Origin of the sequence: Yersinia sp. Marseille-Q5920 (assembly GCF_946902935.1) — a bacterium.
In the GTDB taxonomy this organism is placed as follows: domain Bacteria; phylum Pseudomonadota; class Gammaproteobacteria; order Enterobacterales; family Enterobacteriaceae; genus Yersinia; species Yersinia rochesterensis.
Genome location: NZ_CAMPQA010000003.1, coordinates 253495 through 266621, shown reverse-complemented (window position 1 = coordinate 266621; position 13127 = coordinate 253495). Strand labels below are relative to the sequence as shown.

The window sequence follows — 13127 nt, the reverse complement described above, 5'->3', positions numbered from 1 at the left end:
TAAATAATCAGAAAGTTTCCCAATTATCCTGCTGATTGTTGCGGCTAGCTTCTGGGGCCGGGCGCGGTGTGGTTACGCGCGGGGCGCTAGTATTACTTTGAACAGCTTCAGTTTCAGCTTCGGACAGGCGGAATACCGCGACCGCTTGCGCCAGTAAGATGGCTTGTTCAGCCAGTGAATCAGCGGCGGCGGCGGACTCTTCCACTAACGCGGCGTTCTGTTGAGTGGTGCTGTCCATTTCGGAAATAGCCAGGCTGACTTGTGTGATACCCCGGCTTTGTTCATCAGAGGCTGAGGCGATCTCCGCCATGATATCGCGCACATGGGTGACTGAGCGGACGATATCCTCCATAGTTTGACCCGCATTTTGTACCAGTGAGGTACCGGCATTGACTTGAGATACCGACTCGCCAATCAACCCTTCAATTTCCTTCGCCGCCTGCGCACTACGCTGCGCCAGATTACGCACTTCACTGGCGACCACAGCAAAGCCCCGGCCTTGCTCACCGGCGCGCGCGGCTTCAACTGCGGCATTCAGCGCCAAGATATTGGTCTGGAAAGCAATACTGTTAATCACCGAGGTGATTTCAGAAATGCGTTTAGAGCTGCCAGAGATATCATTCATGGTACGCACCACATCATTAACTAGCTTGCCACCCTGTTGCGCGGTTTTTGATGCCTCGGCGGCCAGTTGATTAGCGTGGTGAGCGTTATCGGCATTCTGTTTAACCGTGGCATTCAATTGCTCCATACTGGCGGCAGTTTCTTCTACAGCGGCGGCCTGTTGCTCTGTTCGGGATGATAAATCAGTATTGCCAGCCGCAATCTCGCCGGAAGCATGAGACACCTGGCTGACGCCGATACGAATTTCATCAATCATGGCGCGCAGGTTTTCATTCATCCGGGCGACGGTATTCATCAGCAAGCCCAGTTCATCAGTACGGTTTGATGTTGTCTCTGCGGTTAAATCGCCGTTAGCAATGCGTTCAGCCATCGCCAACGTCGTGCGCAATGGCACGGTAATCTGGCGGGTCATGCGCCATGAAATCAGTAAGCCAAATAGCAAAGCGGCAATGACAGTAATGGCTAACTGCAATTGCGCATTATTGATTTCGTCATAGGTGCCTTGCAGTTCTTGGGTGAAAAGATGTGTCGCCAACTTATTCAATTCATTGGCATTATCTTCCATCACCTTACCCACGTCCAACTCTTGTTGATAAGCCGGTAAATAGGCCAGCACATTGTCTTTATAGGTGTTGAGACTGGAGATAACCGGGGCTAATAACTTTTGCTGGTCGGCGGATAACACCGGCATGAAAGCATTCGCCGCACTGTTGGCAATATTGATCGAGGTTATCAACGAAGATTCTGCCTCTTGGTTGCGCTCCAGCAATAAACCCCGCGCGTTATAGCGCACGGTCATTAATTTTTGGTTCATTTCTGCCAGTAGAATCCGGGTGTTGGTATCTGCGCCCTCACTGAGCAAGCTTTGTTGTAACTCATTGAGATTCTTTTGAGTTTCAGAGATATTCCAGCTTTTACGCACATCATCTTTATGGGCGACTGCATTCACAAAGTTGCTTTGTTGTTGCAGATATTCCTCTACCACATCGGCAATACTACTGATCGTTTTACGGTTACTTTCCGACCAAACAAGACCTTCACTTTGGGTGAGAAGATTTTTTATCTTATTGATATATTCAGAATTTTCTTCGATGTATTTCAGGTCATAAGTGCGTTCATATAACGCACGATTATATTTTGCCTGGTTGGCTTCATCATTAATTTTGTAACTCAAGTCGACTTTATAAGCATGTTCTTCAATGACGGAAAAATGATATGCAGTGGTACCAGCGATGATCCCAACTAACAACAACATCAGGAAAAAGCTTAATCCCAGCTTTTTACCGACTTTCACATTGTCAAAGTTACCAAAAACTTTGCTAAATCCTGCCATGTTCTGCTCCGTTATACGGTGTTTCTGATGCAAATCAATCAGTGTAGGTGAGTGGGGGGTCGGTCTAATTATTAGAGGATTTCGGGGAACTGGTGATAAGTGGGGCAGCCTTGGCAAGAGTGCTTTTCCCAAACGTAATGACATCTACATTCATAGATTTCTTCCATGAATACCAGTGACCTTCTTGTACATTCTATCGGCAGGAATCAAGCAAACTTTAACAATATAAATGCCAACAATAAGCAATAAAAATGCCAGCAAGAAGGCCTTGCTGGCATGGTTTTGGTTTTATACGCTGCGGGCTTGAAGCCGCAGCGTTGCTAGCTGAGAATTACTTAGCTTGAGCGAAACGCGCGGCGGCTTCGTCCCAGTTAACGACGTTCCAGAATGCTTTGATGTAGTCTGGGCGGCGGTTTTGGAATTTCAGGTAGTAAGCGTGTTCCCACACATCCAGGCCAATAATCGGGAAGCCAGATGCGCCAGAAACAGCTTCGCCCATCAGCGGACTGTCTTGGTTAGCAGTAGAAACAACCGCCAGTTTGCCATCATCTTTCAGAACCAGCCAAGCCCAACCTGAACCGAAACGCGTTGCCGCAGCTTGCTCAAATTTTTCTTTGAAGCTGTCAACGCTGCCGAAGTCGCGCTCGATAGCGGCTTTCAGGTCACCGGTCAGAGTGGTGCCCAGTTTCAGGCCTTTCCAGAAAAAGCTATGGTTAGCGTGGCCGCCGGCGTTATTACGCATAAAGGTGCGTTTTTCTGCCGGGACTTTGTCCAGATCTTTGATCAGGTCTTCAACGCTGAATTTAGCCAGCTCAGGGAAGCTCTCCAACACCGTGTTTGCATTATTAACATAGGTTTGGTGGTGTTTGGTGTGATGGATTTCCATCGTCTGCTTATCGAAATGGGGTTCTAAAGCATCGTAAGCATAAGGCAGGGATGGCAGTGAGTAACTCATAATCATCGTCTCCGTAGGTGTAGAGCGGCGCAAAAAAAGTAAGCACCGCGTAAGCATTCGGATCATTATAGTTAATTAAATGATATTGAAAATGATTATCAATGCCTTACTTATTGTACGGTCTTTCTATTCCTGAATCCGCTGCGGATGTGTATACACTGTTGCCCGGTCGGGTTTACTGAAACCAACCAAGGTGAGATTACAGTGCTCGGCGACTTCAACTGCTAAGGTTGTTGCAGCTGAAACAGCAAACAAAATCTCGGCCCCGCACATGGCGGCTTTCTGTACCATCTCATAGCTGGCGCGGCTGGAAACCAGCACCGCGCCTTGCTGCCACGGCTGTTTGGCTCGAATTCCAAGCAATTTATCCAGCGCGACATGGCGGCCAACATCTTCACAGCCCCCTAGTAATTCGCCTTGAGGATTAATCCAAGCGGCGGCATGAGTACAGCCGGTCAGTTGGCCGACGGTTTGTACCTGTTTGAGCTGTGCGAGGGCGCGGTCGAGGTTGTTGAAATCAAAAGTTTGCGTGAATGGTAAGGGCGTGATTGGGCGGAAGATATCGTCCAGTTGCTCGATACCACAAACACCGCACCCAGTGCGGCCGGCCATCGCCCGGCGGCGTTCTTTTAAACCGGCAAAACGGCGGCTGGAGAGTTCAATGTTAACTTCTATGCCATTACAGCCAGGATTAACATCAATGGCGTAGATTTCCTGCGGCGCACTAATAATTCCCTCTGATAATGAAAACCCCAGCGCAAAAGCCTCTAAATCCTTGGGGGTGGCCATCATCACGACATGAGAAATGCCGTTGTACACCAGTGCTACCGGCACTTCCTCCGCTAACCAATCCAACTGTGGCTCGGCCATTTTATGGCGCTGTAGCACGTTAAGTTGTCGGGCGCCGCAAATTCCGGTGGAAAGGTCAATATCTGAAGGTTTGATCTGGCTCACTATGCAGCCCTGAAAGTTATAACCCATAATCACAATGTGGTAACATTCACATTAAGAATGGTATGGGTATGATTCAATTTCAATAGGAATGTATCCCATCCCGATAAAGGTGATATCGCGTTAGCGATTTTAGCGCTTCTGGTTTTGTTGAGGGAAGCGCGAACTGAATTTTAAATTCATACAATGTGACAATGAATGAAGGAGAGACCCATGCAGGTCAGCAGAAGGCAGTTCTTTAAGATCTGCGCTGGCGGTATGGCAGGAACCACGGTCGCGGCACTCGGCTTTACGCCGTCTGTGGCGCTGGCGGAAACGCGCAATTATAAGTTGCTGCGCGCCCGCGAAACGCGGAATACCTGCACATATTGCTCCGTCGGTTGCGGGCTTTTGATGTATAGCCTCGGCGATGGTGCTAAAAACGCCAAAGAGAGTATTTTCCACATTGAAGGGGACCCGGATCATCCGGTAAACCGTGGTGCACTGTGCCCTAAAGGTGCGGGGCTGGTGGATTTCATTCACAGCGAAAGCCGCTTGAAATACCCAGAGTATCGCGCGCCAGGTTCAGATAAATGGCAGCGAATCACTTGGAATGATGCATTTGATCGCATTGCCAAGCTGATGAAAGAAGACCGGGACGCTAATTTCATTAAGACCAACGACGCGGGTGTGACCGTCAACCGTTGGCTGAGTACCGGTATGTTGTGTGCTTCGGCATCCAGCAATGAAACGGGTTATTTGACCCAGAAATTTAGTCGCGCTCTCGGCATGCTTGCCGTAGACAACCAAGCACGTGTCTGACACGGACCAACGGTAGCAAGTCTTGCTCCAACATTTGGTCGCGGTGCGATGACCAACCACTGGGTTGATATCAAGAACGCAGACTTAATTATTGTCATGGGCGGTAATGCGGCAGAAGCGCATCCGGTGGGGTTCCGCTGGGCGATGGAAGCCAAAATCCACAACAATGCCAAGTTGCTGGTGATCGACCCGCGCTTTACACGTACTGCATCGGTGGCTGACTTCTATACGCCAATCCGCTCCGGTAGCGATATCGCGTTCCTGTCCGGCGTGTTGTTGTATCTGATGACCAACAACAAAATTAACCGCGAATACGTCGAGGCCTATACCAACGCCAGCTTGCTGGTGCGGGAAGACTATACTTTCGACGATGGTTTGTTCAGTGGTTATGACGCCGAAAATCGCAAATACGATAAAACCACCTGGAATTACCAGCTGGATGAAAACGGCTTTGCTAAACGTGATGTCACCTTGCAAGACTCGCGCTGTGTGTGGAACTTGCTAAAAGAACACGTCAGCCGTTACACGCCGGATGTGGTTTCCAACATTTGCGGCACACCAAAAGAAGATTTCTTGCAGGTTTGCGAATATCTCGCCGAAACCAGTGTGTCCAATAAAACCGCCACATTCCTGTACGCATTGGGCTGGACACAGCACTCAGTTGGCGCGCAGAACATTCGTACCATGGCGATGATCCAGTTGTTGCTCGGCAATATGGGCATGGCGGGGGGCGGGATTAACGCCTTGCGCGGTCACTCTAATATTCAGGGCTTAACTGACCTGGGTTTGCTGTCGCAAAGCTTACCGGGCTACCTGAACTTACCGTCAGAAAAACAGCCGGATATTGACACTTACCTGAAGGCCAACACGCCGAAAACTCTGTTGCCAGGCCAGGTTAACTACTGGAGCAATTACCCGAAATTCTTCGTCAGCTTGATGAAAAGTTTCTACGGTGACAATGCCCAGAAAGAAAATGGCTGGGGCTACGACTGGTTGCCGAAGTGGGATAAAGGCTACGACGTATTGCAGTATTTCGAGATGATGTCGCAGGGCAAAGTGAATGGCTATATTTGCCAGGGCTTTAACCCGGTTGCTTCATTCCCTAACAAAAACAAAGTGGTAGCGTCACTGTCGAAACTGAAGTTCCTGATAACTATTGACCCGCTCAATACGGAAACCTCGAATTTCTGGCAAAACCACGGCGAATTTAACGATGTCGACCCATCGAAAATTCAAACCGAGGTATTCCGCTTGCCATCCAGTTGTTTTGCTGAAGAAAACGGTTCCATCGTTAACTCCAGCCGCTGGCTGCAATGGCACTGGAAAGGTGCGGATTCACCGGGCGAAGCATTGAACGACGGTGCTATTTTGGCCGGTATCTTTAGCCGTCTACGCGATATGTACCGCCGGGAAGGTGGTGCGGTGCCAGAACAAGTGCTCAATATGACTTGGGATTACCTGACGCCAGATAATCCAGAGCCAGAAGAAGTGGCAATGGAAAGCAATGGGCGAGCGCTGGCGGATCTCACCGATGCAGACGGCAAAGTGTTGGTCAAAAAAGGCGAGCAGCTTAGTACCTTTGCTCACTTGCGCGATGACGGCACCACCGCCAGTGGTTGTTGGATTTTTGCCGGTAGTTGGACACCGGCGGGCAACCAGATGGCACGGCGCGATAATGCTGATCCATCCGGTTTGGGCAATACCTTGGGTTGGGCATGGGCATGGCCGCTCAACCGCCGCATTCTTTACAACCGCGCGTCTGCTGACCCACAGGGTAAACCTTGGGATCCGAAACGCCAGTTGTTGGAGTGGGATGGGGCCAAATGGGGGGGCGTGGATATTCCTGATTACAGCGCCGCCGCACCGGGCAGTGATGTCGGGCCATTTATCATGCAGCCAGAGGGCATGGGTCGCCTGTTTGCCATCGACAAAATGGCGGAAGGGCCATTCCCGGAACATTATGAGCCGTTCGAAACGCCGCTGGGCACCAACCCACTGCATCCGAATGTGATATCCAACCCAGCCGCGCGCGTCTTTAAAGACGATTTGGCTGCTATGGGTTCTCATGAGCAGTTCCCGTATGTCGGCACCACTTATCGTCTGACCGAGCATTTCCACTACTGGACTAAGCATGCGTTGCTCAATGCTATCGCGCAGCCGGAACAGTTTATCGAGATTGGCGAAAAACTGGCGGCGAAAAAAGGCATTAAGCAGGGCGATACCGTGAAAGTCAGTTCCAACCGGGGTTATATCAAAGCCAGGGCGGTAGTGACCAAACGTATTCGTACGCTGAATGTTCATGGGCAAGAAGTTGACACTATTGGTATCCCGATCCACTGGGGCTATGAAGGGGTAGCGAAAAAAGGCTTTATTGCCAACACCCTGACACCCTTTGTCGGTGATGCTAATACACAAACGCCAGAGTTCAAGGCGTTCCTGGTCAACGTGGAAAAGGTGTAACGGAGATAATCTATGTCACTGCAAACTCAAGACATTATCCGGCGCTCCGGCACCAACTCCCTTACGCCGCCGCCGCAAGCTCGTAACCACCAGGAAGAGGTTGCCAAGCTTATCGACGTCACCACCTGTATTGGCTGCAAAGCCTGTCAGGTGGCGTGTTCGGAATGGAACGATATCCGTGATGAAGTGGGCCATAACGTCGGGGTGTACGATAACCCCGCCGATTTGACCGCTAAATCCTGGACGGTGATGCGCTTCTCTGAAGTTGAAGACGAAGATAGCGGCAAGCTGGAGTGGCTCATCCGCAAGGATGGCTGCATGCATTGTGCTGATCCGGGCTGCTTGAAAGCCTGTCCATCAGAGGGTGCAATTATTCAGTATGCGAATGGCATCGTCGATTTCCAATCAGAGCACTGTATCGGCTGCGGCTACTGTATCGCCGGTTGCCCATTTGACGTGCCGCGCATGAATAAAGACGACAATCGGGTGTACAAATGTACTCTGTGCGTCGATCGTGTCGGAGTTGGTCAAGAACCTGCTTGTGTGAAAACTTGCCCGACTGGGGCTATTCACTTTGGTACCAAAGAAGCAATGAAAGAAGTGGCCGCGGGCCGAGTGAGCGAGTTGAAAACGCGTGGCTTTGATAACGCCGGGTTATATGACCCCGCGGGTGTTGGGGGCACCCACGTGATGTATGTTCTGCATCATGCAGATAAACCTCAGCTTTATCATGGCTTGCCGGAGAACCCGACTATCAGCCCGACCATCACTTTCTGGAAAGGCATCTGGAAACCGCTGGCGGCGATCGGCTTTGCTGCGACCTTTGCTGCCAGTATCTTCCATTACGTGGGCGTCGGCCCGAACCGGGTTGAGGAAGAAGAGGACGAAGACGATAAATCGGATTCCACACCTTCCGATACGGCATCCAAGGCTCCTGAGCCAACCACCGCTGAACACTCAGACGACGGGGAGACGCGGAAATGAAAAAAGAAAAGCGGATCCAGCGCTACAGTGCGCCGGAGCGAATCAACCACTGGATAGTGGCCTTTTGTTTTATGCTGGCCGCCATCAGTGGTCTGGGGTTCTTCTTCCCGTCATTTAACTGGCTGATGAATATTTTTGGTTCGCCGCAGTTGGCACGCATCCTTCACCCCTTCGCGGGGGTGATTATGTTCGCCGCCTTCCTGATCATGTTTTTCCGTTACTGGAAACATAACTTGATCAACAAGGAAGACCTCGAGTGGGCTAAAAATATCCATAAAATCGCCATGAATGAGGAAGTGGGTGACACGGGGCGCTATAATTTTGGTCAGAAATGCGTATTCTGGGCTGCTATTATCAGCCTGGTGTTATTGCTGGCCAGTGGCGTAGTGATTTGGCGGCCTTACTTTGCGCCTTCTTTCCCGATCCCGCTGATTCGTTTGGCTCTGCTGGTGCATTCGCTGGCGGCGGTAGGATTGATTATCGTTATAATGGTGCATATTTATGCCGCCCTGTGGGTGAAAGGCACGATTACCGCGATGGTGGAAGGTTGGGTACCGGCAGCATGGGCTAAAAAGCACCATCCGCGTTGGTATCGTGAAGTTAACGCCAAACGGCAGCTTCGGAACAAACAGGAAGAGAAACCCTGATGAGTATTCGCATTGTCCCTAAAGATCAATTAGGAAAACAGAGCGAAAAAGGTACGACGGCGGGGAATATCCCGCCGTTACTTTTCGCGAATTTAAAAAGCCTGTACACCCGGCGCACCGAACGTTTGCAGCAGCTAGCGCTGGATAATCCGCTGGCTGACTATCTGGATTTTGCGGCTAAAATTACGCAAGCGCAGCAAAATGCGCTGCATGACCACCCGCTGGTATTGGACATGCAGGCTGAGTTGGCGCAATCCGCAGCCAGTGGTAAACCGCCGCTGGATTTAAGCGTTTTTCCCCGCACTGACCACTGGCGCAAGCTCTTGTCAGCGCTGATTGCTGAACTGCGCCCTGATGCGCCCGACCATATTGCGGCGGTGCTGGATAATCTGGATAAGGCGTCGGTACATGAGCTGGAGCTGGACGCCGATGCGCTGTTAAACCGCGAATTTGCCAATGTTGGTAGCGAAAAAGCGCCCTTTATCTGGGCGGCGCTATCCTTGTATTGGGCGCAAATGGCCAGCCAAATCCCCGGTAAAGCCCGAGCTGAATATGGTGAACACCGCCAATTCTGCCCGGTGTGCGGCAGTATTCCTGTCTCCAGTGTGGTACACATTGGCACCCACAGCGGCTTGCGTTATTTGCACTGCAATTTGTGTGAAAGCGAGTGGCATGTGGTGCGGATTAAATGCAGTAATTGCGAGCAAACTCGTGATTTGAACTACTGGTCGCTAGACAGTGAATTGGCCGCCGTGAAAGCAGAAAGTTGTGGCGATTGTGGCACTTACCTGAAAATCTTATATCAGGAAAAAGACCCGATGGTCGAAGCGGTGGCGGACGATTTAGCCTCGCTGATCCTCGATGCAAAAATGGAAGGCGAAGGTTTTGCTCGCAGCAGTATTAATCCCTTTATTTTTCCAAGTGAGTAACTTTTTCCGAGTGAATAGGTTTTCTGGGGAATAAGTATCCCGGGGAGTCAGCTTCCCGGTGAGTCATATATAATATTGGTTACAGTATCATTTAATAACCCCGCTGAGTGACTATGAGCGCAGAATCCCATCATCTTTACAGCCAGTTACCCGCCATAGACAGCTTGTTGCGGTCGCCAGAAATGGCCCCTTTACTTGATGAATATGGCGCAGCTCTGTTAACTGAAACCCTGCGTTTGATGCAGGCCGAGGCCCGTGAATATATTGGTCAATTCCATACATTGGCTGATTGGTGCGCAGACTGGCCAGCGGCTTTACGTCAGCGATTAAACCAACGTCAACCCGCATTGAAACCCGTTTTTAACCTCTCCGGCACGGTTTTACACACTAATTTAGGACGAGCCGCTTTAGCGGAATCCGCTATTGCTGCGGTGACTGACGCCATGCGTGGCGCGGTAACTCTCGAATATTCCCTGAGTGGTGCCGGTCGCGGCCATCGTGATCGCGCGGTGGCCGATTTACTCTGCGAACTGACCGGGGCGGAAGATGCTTGCATCGTCAATAATAATGCCGCCGCAGTATTTTTGCTGCTGACGGTCATGGCGGCCGGGAAGCAGGTGGTGGTTTCTCGTGGCGAGTTGGTCGAAATTGGCGGTGCTTTTCGCATTCCGGATGTGATGCGTCAGGCCGGTTGTGACCTGGTTGAAGTCGGCACTACCAACCGCACCCATCTGAAAGATTACCGCCAGGCCATTAATGAACACACTGGCCTGCTGATGAAAGTGCACACCAGCAATTACAGTATTGAGGGTTTTACGGCCTCGGTGGCGGAGCAACAATTGGCAGCTTTGGGGCATGAATTTGCGATTCCGACCGCAACAGATCTGGGCAGCGGTTCGCTGGTGGATATGATCCGCTACGGCTTACCGGCTGAGCCGATGCCACAGCAGTTGATTGCGGCGGGTGTCGATTTAGTGACTTTCTCGGGGGATAAACTGCTTGGCGGCCCACAGGCGGGGATCATTCTCGGTAAAAAACAGTGGATTGAACAATTACAGCAGCATCCGCTCAAGCGGGTATTACGAGCCGATAAAATGACATTAGCCGCGCTAGACGCCACTTTGCGCCTCTATCAGCAGCCCGACCGCTTGAGTGAGTTGTTACCGACCCTGCGGCGACTGACTCGTCCGGCGCAGGATATTGCCGAGAGCGCCCAGCGGGTGTTGGCGGCACTCAATGGCAGCTATGGTGTCGATTTTACATTGGCTGTTGAGCCATGCTGGTCGCAAATTGGCAGTGGTTCATTACCGGTAGGCCGGTTACCCAGTTGGGCGGTAACATTTACGCCTAAAAATGGCAGCGGCAGTGCGCTGGAGGCATTGACGGCACGCTGGCGTAGCTTGGCTAAACCCATTATTGGCCGCGTGGCTGATGGGCGTTTATGGTTGGATTTGCGCTGTCTGGAGGATGAAACGGCGTTGCTCAGGGAGTTGGCACCATGATTATTGCAACTGCGGGACATGTTGACCACGGTAAAACCACGCTTTTACAGGCGATTACCGGGGTCAATGCTGACCGCTTGCCGGAAGAAAAGCAGCGCGGAATGACCATTGACTTGGGCTATGCCTATTGGCCACAACCGGATGACAGCATCATTGGGTTTATTGATATCCCCGGACATGAGAAATTTCTTGCCAATATGTTGGCTGGCGTGGGCGGCATTGATCAAGCTTTGCTGGTGGTGGCGTGTGATGATGGCGTAATGGCGCAAACTCGCGAGCATCTGGCGATTTTACGGCTGACGGGCCACCCGACATTGACGGTCGCGCTGACTAAAGCTGACCGAGCATCTGGCGAGCGGATTGAGCAAGTCCGCCAGCAAGTGATGGCTGAACTGTCAGCTCAAGGCTGGCCAGCAGAGCAAGTCACTCTGTTTGTCACGGCAGCGACAGCCGATTGCGGTATCAGCGAATTGCGCGAGCATCTGGCGCAATGTCATCAGCAAGATGAAAATAATAGCCGGCTACAGCGGCGTTTTAGGCTGGCGATTGACCGCGCATTCAGTGTGAAAGGTGCCGGTTTAGTGGTCACGGGGACGGCGCTGGCGGGCAAAGTGGCGGTGGGCGATACTCTATGGCTCACTGGCAGCGATTGTCCGGTGCGGGTGCGGGGCATCCATGCTCAAAACCAAGATACGCAACAGGCGTACGCGGGGCAGCGCATTGCGCTGAATATCACCGGCGATATTAGCAAACAACAAATCAATCGCGGCGACTGGCTATTAGGGCAACAGCCACCAGAATCCGTTGATCGGGTTTTGGTTATTGTCGATGCCGATGAACCGATACAGCATTGGCAACCGCTGCATTTGCATCATGCTGCCAGCCATATTACAGGGCGCTTTTCACTGCTGAGCAGCTCTCAGCCGGAGGGCAATAAATCCCAATCGATACTGGCCGAGATATTGCTGGATACCCCCCTATGGCTGGCTGAGAATGACCGGCTAATCCTGCGGGATATTGCCGCGAAAAAGACCTTGGGTGCCGCGCGGGTTCTCCACCTGGCGGTGCCAAAACGAGGTAAGCGGCAACCGGCATTTTTGGCGTGGTTAACCGCGTTAGCGCAAGCGAAGTCAGACAGTGAAGTGCTGGAGCTGCATTTGGCGCAAGGGCCGCTCTCTGTGGGTAAGTTCAGTTGGGCGCGCCAGCTTAGCAGCCATGATATGGCCGCATTATTGGCAGATACTGACTGCGTTATTGCCGGTGATATTGCATTGTCTAGCCCTCATGCCCAGCAAGCGCAACAAACCTTATTGCATGTTTTATGTTTGTATCATCAACAGCATAGTGATCAGTTAGGGCTAGGCCGGGCGCGTTTGCGGCGCATGGCATTGCCGACACTGGATGAAAATTTAGTGTTTCGTTTGATTGATAATTTGCTAAAACAGGGCGCGCTAAAGAATACTCGCGGTTGGCTGCACCTGCCCGAACATGGATTAGGATTTACTGCGCAAGAACAAGCACGATGGCAGCAAGTTTCCCACTATTTTGTTGATTTACCATGGTGGGTACGTGATTTAGCCGCAGAGTTGGCAATGGATGAAGGCGAAATGCGCAACTTATTACGCAAGGCCGCGCAGCTGGGCTACATCACGGCAATTGTTCCCGACCGCTATTATCTGAGCCAGCGTATTGAGCAGTTTGCTGATTTAATTCGTGAGCTGGATGCCAGCCAAGGCAGTACCAGTGCAGCAGATTTTCGCGATAGACTGGGTATCGGTCGCAAATTGGCGATTCAAATTCTTGAATTCTTTGACCGCAGTGGCTTCACCCGCCGCCGGGGCAATGACCATTTCCTGCGCGACAGCGGGCTGTTTTCTTCTGGGAATTGACTCTCTCATTTATCTAACATCTCTTAACATGAGCTATGGTTAAAATACATCA

General features: G+C 51.4%; 9 protein-coding genes. 6 read left to right on the top strand and 3 right to left on the bottom strand.

All coding sequences use genetic code 11. The annotated features are described in order from the left end of the window. Positions 1-7: 7 nt before the first annotated feature. The 3 genes from OVO64_RS06400 to fdhD form a co-directional block, all read right to left on the bottom strand. Positions 8-1957 (bottom strand): methyl-accepting chemotaxis protein, encoded by a 1950-nt coding sequence (locus OVO64_RS06400; protein WP_050291885.1) that lies wholly within the window; start codon positions 1955-1957, stop codon positions 8-10. Between the two features lie 331 nt (positions 1958-2288). After that, entirely contained in the window at positions 2289-2912 is a 624-nt protein-coding gene (sodA, locus tag OVO64_RS06395; RefSeq protein WP_038637579.1) for a superoxide dismutase [Mn], read from the bottom strand. 126 nt (positions 2913-3038) lie between these two features. Then, entirely contained in the window at positions 3039-3893 is an 855-nt protein-coding gene (gene fdhD, locus OVO64_RS06390; RefSeq protein WP_267248675.1) for a formate dehydrogenase accessory sulfurtransferase FdhD, read from the bottom strand. Positions 3894-4076: 183 nt separating this feature from the next. Here fdhD and fdnG point away from each other — a divergent pair, with 183 nt between their 5' ends. The 6 genes from fdnG to selB all read left to right on the top strand — a co-directional run bounded on the left by fdnG (position 4077) and on the right by selB (position 13075). After that, on the top strand, positions 4077-7124 hold the full coding sequence (gene fdnG, locus OVO64_RS06385; RefSeq protein ID WP_145585704.1) for a formate dehydrogenase-N subunit alpha: 3048 nt from the start codon (positions 4077-4079) through the stop codon (positions 7122-7124). Positions 7125-7136: 12 nt separating this feature from the next. Next, positions 7137-8108 (top strand): formate dehydrogenase subunit beta, encoded by a 972-nt coding sequence (fdxH, locus tag OVO64_RS06380; RefSeq protein ID WP_038637573.1) that lies wholly within the window; start codon positions 7137-7139, stop codon positions 8106-8108. Further along, a complete protein-coding gene (gene fdoI, locus OVO64_RS06375) occupies positions 8105-8755 on the top strand; it encodes a formate dehydrogenase cytochrome b556 subunit (RefSeq protein WP_038637569.1) in 651 nt (216 codons plus the stop codon). Before fdxH ends, fdoI begins: the two co-directional genes overlap by 4 nt. After that, complete coding sequence (gene fdhE, locus OVO64_RS06370; protein ID WP_038637566.1) at positions 8755-9684, top strand: formate dehydrogenase accessory protein FdhE; 930 nt, start codon at positions 8755-8757, stop codon at positions 9682-9684. The genes fdoI and fdhE overlap by 1 nt, the downstream gene beginning before the upstream one ends. Before the next feature lie 113 nt (positions 9685-9797). Then, a complete protein-coding gene (gene selA / locus OVO64_RS06365; RefSeq protein WP_038637564.1) occupies positions 9798-11186 on the top strand; it encodes an L-seryl-tRNA(Sec) selenium transferase in 1389 nt (462 codons plus the stop codon). Continuing rightward, on the top strand, positions 11183-13075 hold the full coding sequence (gene selB / locus OVO64_RS06360) for a selenocysteine-specific translation elongation factor (protein ID WP_145509569.1): 1893 nt from the start codon (positions 11183-11185) through the stop codon (positions 13073-13075). The genes selA and selB overlap by 4 nt, the downstream gene beginning before the upstream one ends. Positions 13076-13127: the final 52 nt, after the last annotated feature.

Bases quoted from the DNA above. Each gene is read 5' to 3' on its own strand.
- OVO64_RS06400 (WP_050291885.1), bottom strand. From the start codon at position 1,957: ATGGCAGGATTTAGCAAAGTTTTTGGTAACTTTGACAATGTGAAAGTC.
- sodA (WP_038637579.1), bottom strand. From the start codon at position 2,912: ATGAGTTACTCACTGCCATCCCTGCCTTATGCTTACGATGCTTTAGAA.
- fdhD (WP_267248675.1), bottom strand. From the start codon at position 3,893: ATGGGTTATAACTTTCAGGGCTGCATAGTGAGCCAGATCAAACCTTCA.
- fdxH (WP_038637573.1), top strand. From the start codon at position 7,137: ATGTCACTGCAAACTCAAGACATTATCCGGCGCTCCGGCACCAACTCC.
- fdoI (WP_038637569.1), top strand. From the start codon at position 8,105: ATGAAAAAAGAAAAGCGGATCCAGCGCTACAGTGCGCCGGAGCGAATC.
- fdhE (WP_038637566.1), top strand. From the start codon at position 8,755: ATGAGTATTCGCATTGTCCCTAAAGATCAATTAGGAAAACAGAGCGAA.
- selA (WP_038637564.1), top strand. From the start codon at position 9,798: ATGAGCGCAGAATCCCATCATCTTTACAGCCAGTTACCCGCCATAGAC.
- selB (WP_145509569.1), top strand. From the start codon at position 11,183: ATGATTATTGCAACTGCGGGACATGTTGACCACGGTAAAACCACGCTT.